Below are 14,853 nucleotides of genomic sequence, written 5' to 3' on the forward strand. Positions count from 1 at the left end.
ATTCCATGTGATTGTTCGGGTTTTTATTGGTTTATAAAAGGCTGTTTCAGTAAAGATGGTGTTATTATCCGCAGCCTGAATACACTTCGCTTTCCATGGGGCGAGCGCCGAGCCGCTTCACAGCTCACGTTCCTGCAGGGTCTCGGACTTTCTCGCTGCTCCCATAAGAGTCTACGTGTATTCAAGCTGCTCCGTCTTTCCAATTAATTAATTTTTTCTATTTCCATAATTGTTTATAGAAAAACAATCTTTAAAAACGAATTATTTTTTACACTGACTATATCTAAAATCATAAATAACTAGCATGAAAAAGCAGCCTTTATTTAAGAGCTAAATTAAGGATTGTTCGTCTTTACAGGTTGGCTATTTAGTTTTGTCCCAGCCTCTTTTTTGTTTGGCTGATAAATTGTGTTTTTCGCAAATCAACCTCCCCCGACTTTTTCCCTAATTATCGAAAAATTAAAATTAAGTATTGAAAAGCGCTTTCACACCACTTATAATACAACTAAACCGGTTTACTAAATCGTTTTATGAGAGGTGAGATGAAAAAATGTCTGAAATATATATCCCTTTAAATTCCTTTTTCGCTGAAAAAATATCAATGAAAGACTTACTTCAGGCCATTTCTATCGTTGGAAAATCAAAAGCATCCGGAATAGAAATTAGAAGAGAATTATTAAGGGAACAGGATTTACTATCAGTCTTACAAAATATACAACCCATTCTTCACAAAGCTAACTTAACTACCGTTTACTCTGCTCCAATTCCAATATGGAATAGCACAGGCTTCATAAACGAACAGGCACTTCAAACTATCTTTGAAGAATGTAACTGTATCTCAGCAAAATGGGTGAAACTTCCCTTGGGTCATTATATGGAAGAGAAATCAGATCTCCAATCGTTATGGAAGCTTTTGAAGGACCATCCAAATGTCTCTTTATTAGTGGAAAATGACCAGACGATGGAAGGCGGAAAAATACAGCCACTAGCGGCCTTTTTTGAAAACGCTTCTAAACTAGAAATGCCAGTGGAAATGACATTTGATATTGGTAATTGGGCTTTCCAACAAGAGGATGCTTATGAAGCTTTTCAAATTTTCCAACCTTATATTTTCTATTTTCATTTAAAGCATGTAGTTAAGCAGGATAATCTTTTTTTTACCGTGCCCTTACCACCTGAACAAACTGCTGATTGGCGAAAGATGGATCAATGTATCTCAGCCTCCATCCCAAGAGCATTGGAGTTTCCCCTCGAGAGATCGATGGAGGAAATTAATAAATATATAGATATTATTCAATCCAATCAAGGGAGGGAAAATTCACATGCAATCAATTGATGTCATTACATTTGGTGAGGCAATGGCTATGTTTATTGCCGATTCATGTGGTCCATTACACGAGATAGATCATTTCACAATGGAACTTGCAGGGGCGGAAACAAACGTAGCAATTGGTTTAGCCAAATTAGGGTTCAATGCAAGCTTTGTCAGTAAAGTAGGTACTGATGCTTTTGGTAAATTTATTATCGATAAACTCCAGAAACATCGTGTTCATGTAGATCAAATCATAACAGATATTCATTTTCCGACTGGCTTTCAGTTAAAATCACGTGTGACACAAGGGGATCCAGAAGTACAATACTTTCGAAAAGGTTCTGCTGCGAGCCATCTATCTATCTCAGACTTTAATGAGCGCTACTTCCAAAAGGCAAAACACCTGCATATGACAGGCATTCCATTAGCACTTTCTTCAGATACTAGAAATTTTGCCCAACATGCGTTAACCTTTTTTAAAAGCCAAGCTAAAAAAATCTCTTTTGATCCAAACCTAAGACCAAAACTCTGGAATTCAGAAAAAGAAATGATTGATACCATTAACATCTTCGCTAAACAAGCTAACTACGTTTTACCTGGACTAGAGGAAGGTATAAAACTAACTGGATTTAAAACGCCTGCTGATATTGCCTCCTACTATTTAGATGCTGGAGTGGAATTAGTTATCATAAAACTTGGTGAGCATGGTGCCCATTATAAATCACCTACAGAAGAAGGAACAATAAATGGCTACCAGGTAGAAAATGTGATCGATACCGTTGGAGCAGGTGACGGTTTTGCAGTTGGAGTAATAAGCGGTTTATTAGAAAAGCTTCCTGTAGAAAAGTCTGTTCAAAGGGGGAATGCCATTGGCGCGTTAGCCGTTCAATCGCTTGGTGACAATACTGGATATCCAGCGAAACAAGAACTTATTTATTATATAAACAATCAATCTCAAAGGAGTGTAAGTATATGAATACCCTTTCTAAAAAAAGATGGATTCGTCTTATCCCGATTGTTTTTATTACCTATAGCTTAGCATATTTAGACAGAGCAAATTATAGCTTTGGGGCTGCTGGTGGCTTAGCTGAGGATCTAAATATTACTGCAGCTACCTCTTCTCTGCTTGGTGCATTATTCTTTTTAGGTTATTTCTTCTTTCAAATTCCAGGCGCACATTATGCCGAGAATAAAAGTGCGAAAAAGCTAGTTTTTTGGGCGCTAATCCTTTGGGGCATATTAGCAACTGCAACTGGTCTTATTTCAAATGTCAAAATATTATTCGTTATACGTTTTAGCTTAGGTGTGGTGGAAAGTGCTGTTATGCCTGCTATGTTAGTATTTTTAAGTCATTGGTTTACAAAAGCAGAACGTTCTAGAGCCAATACTTTTTTAATACTAGGAAATCCAGCAACTGTTTTATGGATGAGTATTGTATCTGGCTATATTTTGGAATCCCTTGGTTGGAGATGGATGTTTATTTTAGAAGGCTTACCTGCAGTTATATGGGCATTTTTATGGTGGAAGCTAGTGAATGATCATCCCAAAGATGCAAAATGGCTGGACAATGAGGAAAAAGCAGCCATTAACCAAGCATTATTAGAAGAACAAAAAGAGCTTAAGCCTGTGAAGGATTATAAAGAAGCATTTAAATCAAAGACTGTTATTTTGCTTAGTCTTCAATATGCACTTTGGAGCATCGGTGTATATGGCTTTGTTATGTGGCTTCCTACTATTATTAATTCCGCACCAAATGCAAGTATTGTTACAACCGGTTGGCTTGCATCGATTCCTTATGTATTAGCTTGTGTTCTTATGTTAACGGTTTCTTATTTCTCTGATAAATATCAAAATCGTAAGCTATTTGTTTATCCGTTTCTTTTGATTGGAGCCATCTGCTTTTATGGATCCTATTTAATCGGAACAAGTAATTTCTGGTTATCCTTTATTCTCCTTTCCATTGCTGGCGGGGCAATGTATGCTCCTTATGGTCCGTTCTTTGCTATCATTCCAGAAATACTTCCTAGAAACGTCTCTGGTGGTGCAATGGCTTTGATTAATAGTATGGGGGCATTAGGTTCTTTTGCTGGAGCATATATTGTTGGCTATTTAAATGATTTAACAGCCGGCTTTGGAGCTTCCTACAATTTCATGGCCATTGCCTTATTATTGTCGGCTATTTTAACCATCATTGCGACGAAAAATGAAAAGAATGTGCTGAAGAAGAAAACAGAATTATCACATCAGCCATTACACGACTAATTTTTAAGCGTTTTCCTCTTTCCCTTTCCATGTACGAATAGATTGTTTTATACTAGTACAAGAATCTATTAATGTAGTGAGAGAGGAAAACAAATGGCGAAAGTAACCATGGCAGATGTAGCAAAATATGCTGGTGTTTCCAAGAGCACCGTTTCCCAATATATCAATAAACGTTATGAGTACATGGGAGAAGACACAAGAGAAAAAATTAAGCTCGCAATTGAAGAGCTAGGCTATCACCCAAATTATATTGCACGTAGCCTTAAACAAAAGAAGACTTCCATGATTGGGATTATTGTAGCTGATATTGTACATCGTTTTTCGACTGAAATCTGCCGTTCCATTGAAGATTATTGCTTTGAGCATGACTATCAGGCGATTATTTGTAATGCTGACAATAATCCTACAAAGGAAAGAACGTATATAGAAACATTGCGTGCCAAACAGGTGGATGGTCTTATTATTTTTCCAACAGGGCAAAATACAGATATTTATGCAAAAATGATAGAAGAAGATTATCCAGTCGTATTTATGGATAGAGATATACTGGGAATAGAAGCTCCCTTTATCCTTTCCACAAACGTGGATTCTAGCTTTCAAGCAGTCCAGTTATTTTTGGAAAATGGACATACGAATATTGCTATTTTGACGCAGCCATTAACTATTTCTACAAGAAAAGAAAGAATTGAAGGGTATAAGAAAGCTTTACAAGCATACTCGATAGACATTCGTGAAGACTATATCATCAGTTCCGAAATCGCAAATGTGAAGATAGCATTGTCTGAGCTTTTTCAGAAGGAGAAGCCCCCGACTGCTATTTTAGCTGGAAATGATTTAGTATTCTTAGAGACTTTAGCTTTTTTACAGGAAAATCACCTTCGTGTTCCTGAAGATGTTTCCCTTATTGTATTTGATAATTTTCCTTTTGCCCATCTTTCCAATCCTCCCGTGACCAGCATTGCACAGCCGGCTTTTGAAATGGGAAGAAAGGCAACTGAGGTACTTCTTAAAGAAATCAATAAGGAATCCTATCAAAAGGAAAAAATTATTTATCCATGTGAATTGATTGTGAGACAATCATCGATCAAAAAGATTTAATAGTTTTGGTAACGGGGAAGCGTTCCTTCAAGTTCTAACGATTTTGTATCCCAAGAGAATAGAATAATGCTCCCCCCATAATTAAATTTTCAAAAAAATTTTTGTTGTTTTGATAAATCGGTTTAGTAATGAAAGAAAGGACTGTTCGTACAAATGAAAATTCAATTGGCTTTAGATCGATTAACGATTTCTGAAGCAATCCGCTTAACTCGTTTAGTAGAGTCTGATATTGATTGGATTGAAGTAGGAACCTCTCTTATCAAAGAGTTTGGTATGGAAAGTGTTCGAGAAATGAAAAAAGCATTTCCTCATAAAACAATTCTTGCTGACACGAAAACAATGGATAATGCAAAATACGAAGCGGAGATTAGCTTCACTGCTGGTGCTGATATTATCACCGTTATGGGAAATGCCCCAAAAGTAACCATTGAAACTTGTATAGAAATGGCTAGAACCTATCAAAAAAGAGTGATGATTGATTTATTAAATACGTCCAGTGAACAGCTGAAGTCTCTTCTCACGATTGAGGATGCTATTTTCTGCTTACATATCAGTAAGGATGAACAAGAATTAAGTGGTAAAAACGAATGGAAAAATAGCGAGATTCCAGCTGCATATCCAACTCCTTCACACACAATTGCAGCGGCAGGAGGAATAACCATCGATTCCTTATCACAGCTTCTTGCAGGTGGTATCGATATAGCCATTATTGGCTCTGCTATTACGAAAGCTGCCAATCCATCTGAGGCAGCAAGACAATTTAATCAACTAGCAAAAGGAGGCGTTTTTATCAATGAGTAAGCTTACTGCTATTCAACAGGAAATCCAAATCGTTTTAGCACAGGTCGATGAAAACTTATTATTAGATGCAGCAGATTTAGTTAAAAGAAAAAAGAGAATTTTTGTTGTCGGGGAAGGAAGATCCGGCTTAATGGCCAAATCCTTTGCGATGAGATTGATGCATTTAGGAGCAACTGTTTATGTAGTTGGAGAGACCATTACCCCTTCTATTTCCAATGAAGATTTATTAGTCGCTATCTCTGGGTCTGGTAAAACAAAATCCGTCATTTGGACAGCCGAAACAGCCAATAAACTAGGTTGCAGTGTTTTAGTCTTAACTACTGATCCTAGCTCCCCGCTTGTGGAAGAAGCAACGAATACAATCTGTATTCCCGCAAGCACAAAATATCGGAAGGCAACGGAGACGAAAACCATACAGCCCCTTGGTTCTTTGTTTGATCAATGCGCACATATCGTATTTGATACCATTTGTCTAAACTTTGCTGAATTAAATGAGATTGGCTTCACGCAGGCCTTTAAGCGACATAGTAATATGGAATAACTAATTTGTACTTTTCAAAAGAAGAGGCTGGGACATAAGTATTCCAGCCAAAGTTAAAGCCAAACAATTACACGAAAATTCGTATGATTGTTTGGCTTTTTAATCGGCTTGTAAAAATGCTGTTTCAGCTGTTATTACCCGCAGCCTGAATACACTTCGCTTTCCGTGGGGCTCGCGCTAAAGCCGCGGTCTGCCTTTGGCCTGCAGGGTCTCAGGCTGTCTCGCTAATCCCCGTGGCGTCTACGTGTATTCAGGCTGCTCCATATTTCCTACTAATTTATTTTTTCTTGAAAAAACAATATTTTTTAGGAAATTACCTTTAAAAACGGAGTGGAATGGAGCGGAGGACACTCGACTCCTGCGGGAAGTAGAGCAAAGCCTAGACCCCACAGGCTTTATAGGCACTGAAAAAGTGATTAATCTGAGAAAGTAATGTGGATTTCATCAATATATATACAATATGAAGAAGTTACCCACCTATATATAGTAGGTGATTAACTTCTTTTTCTCATTTCATGGACTTTTTCAGTGCCCTCCAGGCTTTAGCCGAGGAGGCTTAGGTTGCTCCCCTGCGCATCATGTGTCTGTATGTGTCTGTAGCGCAATGGAACGAATTGGTTTCCTCACTTGACAATAATTTAAAACATAAATAACCAAAATGCGAAAGCAGCAATTATTTAAATAGCTATATTAGATATTATTCGTCTTTACCCATTATATATTTTGTTTTGTCTCAGCCTCTTCTTTTCCTCTAGGCATCTAGTATAGTAGATGCCCGAACAATGAGCTTCGGTTCAAAAATATGTTTTCCTTGATTTTTATTTCGTTCATTAATTTTCTTAAGGAGCATGCGGGCACATGCTTCTCCCATTTCCATTAATGGTTGTTTGATCGTCGTGATTTTAGGAGAAGAAATTCTGTCTAAAAAAACGCCATCAAATCCTGTTACACCATAATCTTCTGGCACGCTTTTTCCCGTCTTCTGTATCGCACGAATTACACCTGTAGCAATGCGATCAGAAGCGCAAACAAATCCGAATTGGCCCTGTTTCTTTGCTAAGAAATCGTATACCTTCACCTCTGCCTCTCTTGAACTGTTTTTAACTCTTAAAATGGTTCCTTCTGCATTTATTTCGGCGAGCGCCTCCATAAACCCGGCCTCACGAAGCTTTTCAAATGGCTCTTCCTCGTCAATTCCAATAAAAACAAGCTGTTTATATCCTAAGGCTAAAATATGTTTTGTCGTAACATAGGTACCCTTTTTATTGTCCACATCGACAAAGTCGTATCCATGCAAATTTTCTCCAAATAAAACGACAGGAATCGTTAATTTTTCGATAAAAGAATAGTCAGATTCCCGCATTCCTGTGACAATAATTCCATCGCATTTTCCTATGTTAAGCGATGTCCTTGTTACAAGCTGTAAGGAATAATGGTTCTTGTCTAGCTCTCGGCTCATTCCAGTTAATAAATTCATATAATAAGGCTCTACAGTATCCATTTCTTCTAAAATTAATAATTTTATCACTTGTGTCCGATTATTCACCAATGCCCTTGCTGCATAATTAGGGACATAATCTAATTCCTGCATGGCTTGATATACTAGTTGTTTTAATTCATCTGTTACTTGCTCTGGATGGTTTAATACTCTTGATACAGTCATTTTCGAGACATTTGCTTTCTTTGCCACATCTGAAAGTGTTGCCAAAGGAACTCCCCCAGTATTTATATAATTTATTCGCACACAAAATGTAAGTGATTAACCATTCTACCTATCATCTTAATTTATTCTATAACAATAATTCTACACATAAACTATAGGTGGAGATATACCAAATTTTTTTTACAAATCGCTTGATAAAAAAAGAAAATGAGTTGATAATAGAGGAGTGCAAACGTTTTCCTTTTATCTATTTATATTATAATTGTATTTTGCTCGATACTCAACTTCAAAATATGCAAACGCTTGCGTAGAAAGGGAGATTTTATGTTAAAAGAAGCTATTTATCATCGACCTGGCAATAATTTTTCTTATATTTATAAAGACGACACCGTACACATCCGCTTGCAAACAAGGAAATCAGATATAGATTCTGTACAGCTCGTTTTTGGAGACCCTTACATTTTTGTAAATCAGGCATGGAAATACGAAAAAGCATTCATGAAAAAAAGTGGAAGCACAGAGCTTTATGATTACTGGTTCATCGAAATAAAGCCTGAATACCGCCGTTTACGTTATGGATTTGAGCTTCTATCAAATGAGGAGACACTTATCTATACGGAAAAGGGATTTTACGAAGAAATTCCAACGGACGACACTGCCTATTATTTTTGTATTCCTTATGTGCATAAAGAAGACTCTTTTCACGCTCCTGACTGGGTAAGCGATACTGTTTGGTATCAAATTTTCCCAGAACGCTTTGCTAACGGGGATCCAGCACTTAACCCTGCCGATACGCTAGAGTGGGGAAGCACAGAGCCAACACAGACCAATTTCTTTGGTGGTGACTTTCAAGGGGTTATTGATCACGTAGATTACCTTGTCGATTTAGGCGTTAATGGGGTTTATTTTACACCAATCTTTAAGGCTTACTCCAACCACAAATATGATACGATTGACTATATGGAAATCGATCCACAGTTTGGCGATAAACAAACGTTCCAAAAGATGGTAGATGTTCTCCATGATAATGGCATTCGGATTATGTTAGATGCTGTATTTAATCATAGTGGCTATTTCTTTCCTCAATGGCAGGATGTTATGGAAAAAGGAGAAGAGTCCGCTTATAAGGATTGGTTCCATATTCGTGAATTCCCAATTCAAACAGCACCAATTCCAAACTATGATACTTTTGCCTTTACCCCATTTATGCCAAAGCTAAACACAAGCCATCCAGAAGTAAAGGAATATTTGCTAGAAGTTGGTCGCTATTGGGTAAGAGAATTCGGCATTGATGGATGGAGACTTGATGTTGCAAATGAGGTAGACCATCAATTTTGGAGAGAGTTCCGTACAGAAGTAAAGCAATTGAACCCAGATGCTTATATCCTTGGAGAAATATGGCACGACTCTATGCCTTGGCTGCAAGGGGACCAGTTTGATGCCGTAATGAACTATCCGTTTACTACAGGTGCTGTAAATTACTTTGCGAAGGATTTGATTACTTCCACAGCGTTTAAACATACGATTACCAATGTGCTTCATATGTATCCAAATAGTGTGAACGAAGTATCCTTTAATCTATTAGACAGTCATGATACCCCGCGTATTTTGACACTCGCCAATAATCGAAAGGATAAAGTAAAGCTCCTCTATTTATTCCTATTATCTTTCACTGGAACACCTTGTATCTACTACGGGGATGAGATAGGAATGGATGGTACACAGGATCCAGGATGTAGAAAATGTATGATTTGGGAAAAAGAGAAGCAGGATCTTGATTTGTTTGCCCATATTCAAAAGTTAATTACTCTTCGTAAGAACCATCTGGCATTTGGTAACAAAGGTTCATTTGTCTTATTGGAGTCAGATAATAATATTGTTATCTACCAAAAAACATATAATGAAGAGCATATTATTTTCTCTATTAATAATACGGATCAAGAACAAACTTTTACAATTCCCGTACAAGATATCCATAATAAAAATGTTCATGATCTTTATAATGACAAAGAGATTATCTGGAGTTTGGAAAAAGAATTAACACTTTCTCCAGGTGAATTTTCCATTTTGCAGTTTAAGACTTCTAATTAATTTACAAGAAAGCCGTTTAGGAAAGTGAGACTTAGGAGCAATATTGGAGGTCTCGCTTTTTTGGTTTTTGTTTATCCTATGAACGCCTCTTTTTCTGTTACCCCTCTACTTTTGGCTTTCATCCACCTTATAAACCATTTCATCCAAAACAAAAAAAGGAACAGAGCGCACTATACACTCCATTCCCTGTAACCCTATTACTCTCCTAACCTCTCCTTTAACCGAGCCAGAGTAATTTCTGTTGTACTGCCTACTTGCCAATCTGCTAATTTCATCCGGTCAGGTGTGCCAACACCAACTGCAAATATATTTGCCCCTTTTATTGCCTGAATCCCTGCTTCTGCGTCTTCCATGCCAACACATTCATTTACTTGTAATTGCAACTGTTCTGCTGCTTTTACAAAGATTTCCGGGTCAGGCTTGCCTTTTTTCAATTTCCCAGGATCTACGATTGTATCAAAAAAGTTAGTTACTTCTAATCTGTCTAAGATTACCGGTCCATTTTTGCTTGCCGATGCAAGACCAATTTTCAAACCTGCTTCCTTACATTCTTCCAAAAACGCTTTTATCCCTGGCAGCAGATCCTTAGGGGTTATTTCTTTGATTAGTTCTTGATAATAAGTATTTTTGTCGTGCGCCAGCTCTTCCACTTGCTCTTCGGAAAATTGCCCGCGAATTTCGCCATGGTCCAATATTTTGTATAAAGAGTCCATTCGACTAACACCTTTTAACTCTTCATTAAACTCACGATCGAAAGGAACACCAATTGCTTCAGCCGTTTTCTTCCACGCTAAATAATGATATTCCGCTGTGTCTGTAATAACTCCGTCTAAATCAAAAATAATTCCTTTTAACATATTAATTCCTCCCTATAAAAAAGGAGCCCTGCTTCCATTATTCTAATGCTTTTTCCCCTAGCATTAGAATCACAATCCATCAGCGGCTCCTTTCTTCCACACTATCTATTTCTTCTCAACATACTCTTTTTCGAGTAATACATCTTTTCCATATAACTGAATTTTTATCGCGTTCCCAGATAGAAGTTCCAATTTTACATCCTCAAAAGTTGTTGTTACGCGAATTAATCGATTACGATAATTGATTGTAAACGAGTAACTATTCCAGCCTTTAGGAACAAATGGTGCAAAGGAAAGGGTTCCTGTTGCTGTACGCATCCCAGCAAATCCTTGTACGATAGCTAACCAGCTTCCAGACATACTTGTGATATGCAGTCCATCTTCTGTATCATTATTATAATTATCTAGGTCTAATCTAGCCGTACGCTGATACATTTCATATGCTTTTTCCTCTAGCCCAATTTCTGCTGCTAAAATAGAATGAACACATGGTGATAGACTTGATTCATGAACAGTCATCGGTTCATAAAAATCAAAATTGCGCTTTTTCTCCTCTAAGCTAAACTCATGATTTAAGAAGTACATTCCTTGTAATACATCAGCCTGTTTAATAAAACAAGAACGCAAAATTTTATCCCAAGACCAATTTTGATTAAGCGGCCTTTCTTCTTTTAATAAGGTATCTACTGGACGAAGATCCTTATCTAGGAATGTGTCATGCTGGACAAAGATACCTAATTCATTATCTACTGGGAAATACATCTTATCGATAATTTCCTGCCATTTTGCCAATTCGCTTTTTCCAATGTTTAAATCTGTCTTTCTTTGTGGACCTGCTTTTTCAAGTAATTCTAATGTGTATCTTAATGTCCAAGTCGCAATCTTATTTGTATACCAATTGTTATTTACATTATTCTCATATTCATTTGGTCCTGTTACACCATGCATCATGTATTGATCATTCTTTTTTGAATAATGTACACGATCTGCCCAAAAGCGGCTGATTCCTACTAACACATCTAATCCTTCATTTAATGCATAGGTTTCATCACCTGTATATGTTGCATAATTAAAAATGGCATGGGCTATCGCACCATTACGGTGTATTTCTTCAAAGGTAATTTCCCATTCATTATGGCACTCTACACCAGTGAAAGTTACCATTGGATATAATGCTCCTCTAAGCCCTTGCTGTTTCGCATTATGTTCTGCACCAGGGAGCTGTTGACGACGATAATGTAATAACTGTTCTGTTACTTTAGGCTCTGCAACAGCTAAATACATCGGTACAATATATGCTTCTGTGTCCCAATAGGTTGCCCCACCATATTTTTCTCCTGTAAAACCTTTTGGTCCCACATTTAAACGGGCATCCTCACCATAATAAGTAGAGAATAATTGAAAAATATTAAAACGAATTCCTTGCTGTGCTTCTTCGTCTCCCTCAATTTGAACATCCGCCTTTTCCCAGCGTGCTGCCCATGCAGCAATATGCTCTTCTTTTAAAGCAATATATCCTTTTTCCTTCGCTTGCCTTGCTAACATATCGGAAACAGTTGCTAATCTTGCTTCTTCCCAATCACGAGAGGTGGAGACCGCAACATACTTCTGAAGGTGGATCGTTTCCCCTTGTTTAAGCTTATTATTATAAGCATTGGCAACATACATTGTCTTTTCATTATATGAAGTTACTTCTTGGTGATTAATTGTATTAATCATGGAAGCAGATACCGCGAATCTTGGCGTTCCAAATGGATTATCAACCGTTTTCATTATTAGGTTGCCTGCATTTGCCTCTACTTTTCTGCCTATCTCTCCCCAAAATTTTTCCTCATAGTTAGAGTCTTCATTTGTAACATCACCATCTAAAAACGGAACCAATTCAATCTTATGCGCTCCAGTTAGTGCTGTTACCTTTATATCTATTGCACAAACTTCTTTTGCAATGATACTTAAAAAACGTTCAAACTCAAACTGGATTCGATTTTCTCCTTTTTGAAGGATGAAGCTTCTTTTTAAAATCCCTTCCTTCATATCTAGCTCAAGGTGGAAATCAGTAATGTTTTCCTTATATAAATCCACTTTGGTACCGTCGACATAAATATCAACACCAATGAAATTTAGCGCATTGATCACTTTACCAAAATATTGAGGATAGCCATTTTTCCACCAGCCAACTCTTGTTTTATCAGGGAACCATACACCTGCAATGTACGTACCTTGGTGGAAATCCCCTGAATAGCCTTCTTCAAAGTTTCCGCGCATCCCCATATATCCGTTTCCAATGGAGGTTAGACTTTCCTGCAATCGCTTTTCTTTTTTTTCCAACTTATTTGATATTAGCTTCCAGCTGTTTATTTCGAAAAGACGCTTATTTGACATAATCTTCTCTCCCTATGCTTTATCTGAATCTACCTTAAATCCTTTTTCTTTAAAACCTGTTCTAAAAAATGTAAATGCAATCATTAATACTGTCCCAAGTCCTTGAATCATGATTAATGTCGCAACATCAAATTGAATAAACCCATAAATCACTGCTAAAACGGTTGGTAAACCTGCTGCGTTTAGGACAATGTTTGCTGCCTCTTTAAAGGTTCGTATATCGGTAATATTAGATTTCTTTGTTAGCCATAATACGAGTGACATAAATAGAAATTGCAGCACATTCATTGCTATATATAAACCAGCTAGTAATAGTAACAGGATTGGCAGAAGAAAGGCTTTGTTCTGCACATACCATAAAGTTCCGATATATTGTAGAACATCTTCCTTGCTTTCTACGTTAAAAGGATATTTCTCTTCATTTGTTGGATAATACAATTGAAATCCGAACCCATTATCTTCAGCAATTACTGCATAGTCTTCTTTAAAAACAACGGCATTGGCATATCCTTCTATACCAAATGTCTGATCTTCCCCAGTAATCTCATATTTATTGTCTTTGTCAATTGCAATAACATTTCCACCTATTTCTTCTGCATATTGATTATCTATTCCCATTAGTTTCCCGTCTTTCACTTGCTTAGAGGACAAAGCTTCTACAAAATCGTCAGTGATTAGTTCTGCTGTCCGAGGAAATAAAAACTCAAATGGGAAGGTAGTTAATTTAGCCATTTGGATAGAAGTCGGCATCATCATGCATGCAATTAAGAAAATAAACAGGAAGATCATTTTTGGCCATGTTAATAGATTCTTACCCTTAAATACATTTGTAGGTGTAATAATAGACTTAAAATATTGCATCAAAAATGGTTCCGTTTTCTTCATTGTAATCCCACTCTCTTACTTTAAAATTCTTCGCTGTTTTCTTTATATGCTTCTTATTTTTCGAGACATCCGCACCACTCACTGGGTTTTAGCGCCCCCCACTAAACGAACATTTTCTTATTTTTATCCTTTTGAACCACCGCTAGTTAAACCAGATACGAAGTTCTTTTGCAGGAAGAAGAACAAGACAACAATTGGTAAGGCTGCTAGTACTGCACCTGCTGCAAACAATGCTACCTTTTGTTCACGAGGGTTGGATATTAGTGTTTGCAAACCAACTGCTAATGTTAATAATTCATTGGATCGTAATAAGAACTTAGATAATAAGAAATCATTAAATGGTGTCATAAATGCCCATAAAGCTTGAACTGCAAGCATTGGACGCACTAATGGTAAATTAATTTGTACAAAGATTCTCAAATGACCTGCTCCATCAATACGTGCACTTTCATCAAATTCACGTGGAATTGTATCAAAGTATCCTTTCATTAACCATACGTTCATTGGGATTCCTCCACCGATATAGATTAATGATAGTAACCAATATTGATCAATTGCTCCAAGGACTGTTGCTAGTACGTAGTAAGCCGTTAATGCTGCCATTGTTGGCACCATTTGAATAACTAGGAAGAAAATTAAGCTATATTTTCTTCCGACAAAGCGATAACGACTGAATACATATCCAGACAGCGTTACCAATGTTACTTGCACAATCATTACTGCGATAGCGATAATAATCGTATTTTTATACCAGCTTAAATAATTGGTTTCACTGAAAAGTCTTCGGAAATTATCTAGTCCCCAGTTTGCGTCCAATTTCAACGTAAATGCCGCCATATTGGTTGCTTGAAATGCACTTGATGCTGTTACCAATAATGGGTAAATGATTACTATTGATAGGATTCCGAGAAAACCATACGTCAATATTCTATTTATTAGTCTCGATGTTCTCATGCTCATC

The 14,853-nt window shown here is 37.0% G+C and carries 12 protein-coding genes; 7 read left to right on the forward strand and 5 right to left on the reverse strand.

Going from position 1 to position 14,853, the window contains the following annotated elements; all coding sequences use genetic code 11:
• The first annotated feature begins 550 nt into the window (after positions 1 to 550).
• The 6 genes from AB3U99_RS23125 (at position 551) to hxlB (ending at position 6,014) form a co-directional block, all read left to right on the forward strand.
• On the forward strand, positions 551 to 1,336 hold the full coding sequence (locus AB3U99_RS23125; RefSeq protein ID WP_400244236.1) for a sugar phosphate isomerase/epimerase family protein: 786 nt from the start codon (positions 551 to 553) through the stop codon (positions 1,334 to 1,336).
• The gene (locus tag AB3U99_RS23130) at positions 1,323 to 2,288 is read left to right on the forward strand and encodes a sugar kinase (RefSeq protein ID WP_400244238.1); all 966 of its coding nucleotides are present in this window, start codon (positions 1,323 to 1,325) and stop codon (positions 2,286 to 2,288) included. The genes AB3U99_RS23125 and AB3U99_RS23130 overlap by 14 nt, the downstream gene beginning before the upstream one ends.
• Complete coding sequence (locus AB3U99_RS23135; RefSeq protein WP_400244240.1) at positions 2,285 to 3,574, forward strand: MFS transporter; 1,290 nt, start codon at positions 2,285 to 2,287, stop codon at positions 3,572 to 3,574. Before AB3U99_RS23130 ends, AB3U99_RS23135 begins: the two co-directional genes overlap by 4 nt.
• Before the next feature lie 93 nt (positions 3,575 to 3,667).
• Entirely contained in the window at positions 3,668 to 4,672 is a 1,005-nt protein-coding gene (locus AB3U99_RS23140; RefSeq protein WP_400244242.1) for a LacI family DNA-binding transcriptional regulator, read from the forward strand.
• 153 nt (positions 4,673 to 4,825) lie between these two features.
• Positions 4,826 to 5,473 carry a 3-hexulose-6-phosphate synthase gene (gene hxlA / locus AB3U99_RS23145; protein WP_400244244.1) on the forward strand — a complete coding sequence of 216 codons (648 nt, stop codon included), beginning with the start codon at positions 4,826 to 4,828 and terminating at the stop codon, positions 5,471 to 5,473.
• Positions 5,466 to 6,014, forward strand: a complete 549-nt coding sequence (hxlB, locus tag AB3U99_RS23150; protein ID WP_400244246.1) for a 6-phospho-3-hexuloisomerase — start codon at positions 5,466 to 5,468, stop codon at positions 6,012 to 6,014. The genes hxlA and hxlB overlap by 8 nt, the downstream gene beginning before the upstream one ends.
• A 751-nt stretch (positions 6,015 to 6,765) precedes the next feature.
• Here the strand turns inward: hxlB and AB3U99_RS23155 are convergent.
• Positions 6,766 to 7,722 carry a LacI family DNA-binding transcriptional regulator gene (locus tag AB3U99_RS23155; protein ID WP_400244247.1) on the reverse strand — a complete coding sequence of 319 codons (957 nt, stop codon included), beginning with the start codon at positions 7,720 to 7,722 and terminating at the stop codon, positions 6,766 to 6,768.
• Positions 7,723 to 8,001: 279 nt separating this feature from the next.
• Here AB3U99_RS23155 and AB3U99_RS23160 point away from each other — a divergent pair, with 279 nt between their 5' ends.
• Complete coding sequence (locus AB3U99_RS23160; RefSeq protein ID WP_400244249.1) at positions 8,002 to 9,768, forward strand: glycoside hydrolase family 13 protein; 1,767 nt, start codon at positions 8,002 to 8,004, stop codon at positions 9,766 to 9,768.
• Between the two features lie 197 nt (positions 9,769 to 9,965).
• Here AB3U99_RS23160 and pgmB read toward each other — a convergent pair whose 3' ends face one another.
• The 4 genes from pgmB to AB3U99_RS23180 all read right to left on the reverse strand — a co-directional run bounded on the left by pgmB (position 9,966) and on the right by AB3U99_RS23180 (position 14,852).
• Positions 9,966 to 10,625 (reverse strand): beta-phosphoglucomutase, encoded by a 660-nt coding sequence (pgmB, locus tag AB3U99_RS23165; protein WP_400244251.1) that lies wholly within the window; start codon positions 10,623 to 10,625, stop codon positions 9,966 to 9,968.
• Between the two features lie 105 nt (positions 10,626 to 10,730).
• Complete coding sequence (locus AB3U99_RS23170; protein ID WP_400244253.1) at positions 10,731 to 13,007, reverse strand: glycoside hydrolase family 65 protein; 2,277 nt, start codon at positions 13,005 to 13,007, stop codon at positions 10,731 to 10,733.
• 12 nt (positions 13,008 to 13,019) lie between these two features.
• Complete coding sequence (locus tag AB3U99_RS23175; protein ID WP_400244254.1) at positions 13,020 to 13,892, reverse strand: DUF1189 family protein; 873 nt, start codon at positions 13,890 to 13,892, stop codon at positions 13,020 to 13,022.
• A gap of 123 nt (positions 13,893 to 14,015) precedes the next feature.
• Positions 14,016 to 14,852: a sugar ABC transporter permease gene (locus tag AB3U99_RS23180; RefSeq protein WP_400244256.1), complete on the reverse strand. Its 837-nt coding sequence runs from the start codon at positions 14,850 to 14,852 to the stop codon at positions 14,016 to 14,018.
• Between the last annotated feature and the right edge of the window lies 1 nt (position 14,853).

Origin of the sequence: Niallia tiangongensis, assembly GCF_044704065.1 — a bacterium.
GTDB lineage: Bacteria > Bacillota > Bacilli > Bacillales > Cytobacillaceae > Niallia > Niallia tiangongensis.

Excerpts from the sequence above, each read along its gene's own strand:
- AB3U99_RS23170 (WP_400244253.1), bottom strand. The coding sequence starts at position 13,007 with ATGTCAAATAAGCGTCTTTTCGAAATAAACAGCTGGAAGCTAATATCA.
- hxlA (WP_400244244.1), top strand. The coding sequence starts at position 4,826 with ATGAAAATTCAATTGGCTTTAGATCGATTAACGATTTCTGAAGCAATC.
- AB3U99_RS23140 (WP_400244242.1), top strand. The coding sequence starts at position 3,668 with ATGGCGAAAGTAACCATGGCAGATGTAGCAAAATATGCTGGTGTTTCC.
- AB3U99_RS23135 (WP_400244240.1), top strand. The coding sequence starts at position 2,285 with ATGAATACCCTTTCTAAAAAAAGATGGATTCGTCTTATCCCGATTGTT.
- AB3U99_RS23180 (WP_400244256.1), bottom strand. The coding sequence starts at position 14,852 with ATGAGCATGAGAACATCGAGACTAATAAATAGAATATTGACGTATGGT.
- hxlB (WP_400244246.1), top strand. The coding sequence starts at position 5,466 with ATGAGTAAGCTTACTGCTATTCAACAGGAAATCCAAATCGTTTTAGCA.
- AB3U99_RS23125 (WP_400244236.1), top strand. The coding sequence starts at position 551 with ATGTCTGAAATATATATCCCTTTAAATTCCTTTTTCGCTGAAAAAATA.
- AB3U99_RS23160 (WP_400244249.1), top strand. The coding sequence starts at position 8,002 with ATGTTAAAAGAAGCTATTTATCATCGACCTGGCAATAATTTTTCTTAT.
- AB3U99_RS23130 (WP_400244238.1), top strand. The coding sequence starts at position 1,323 with ATGCAATCAATTGATGTCATTACATTTGGTGAGGCAATGGCTATGTTT.
- pgmB (WP_400244251.1), bottom strand. The coding sequence starts at position 10,625 with ATGTTAAAAGGAATTATTTTTGATTTAGACGGAGTTATTACAGACACA.
- AB3U99_RS23175 (WP_400244254.1), bottom strand. The coding sequence starts at position 13,892 with ATGAAGAAAACGGAACCATTTTTGATGCAATATTTTAAGTCTATTATT.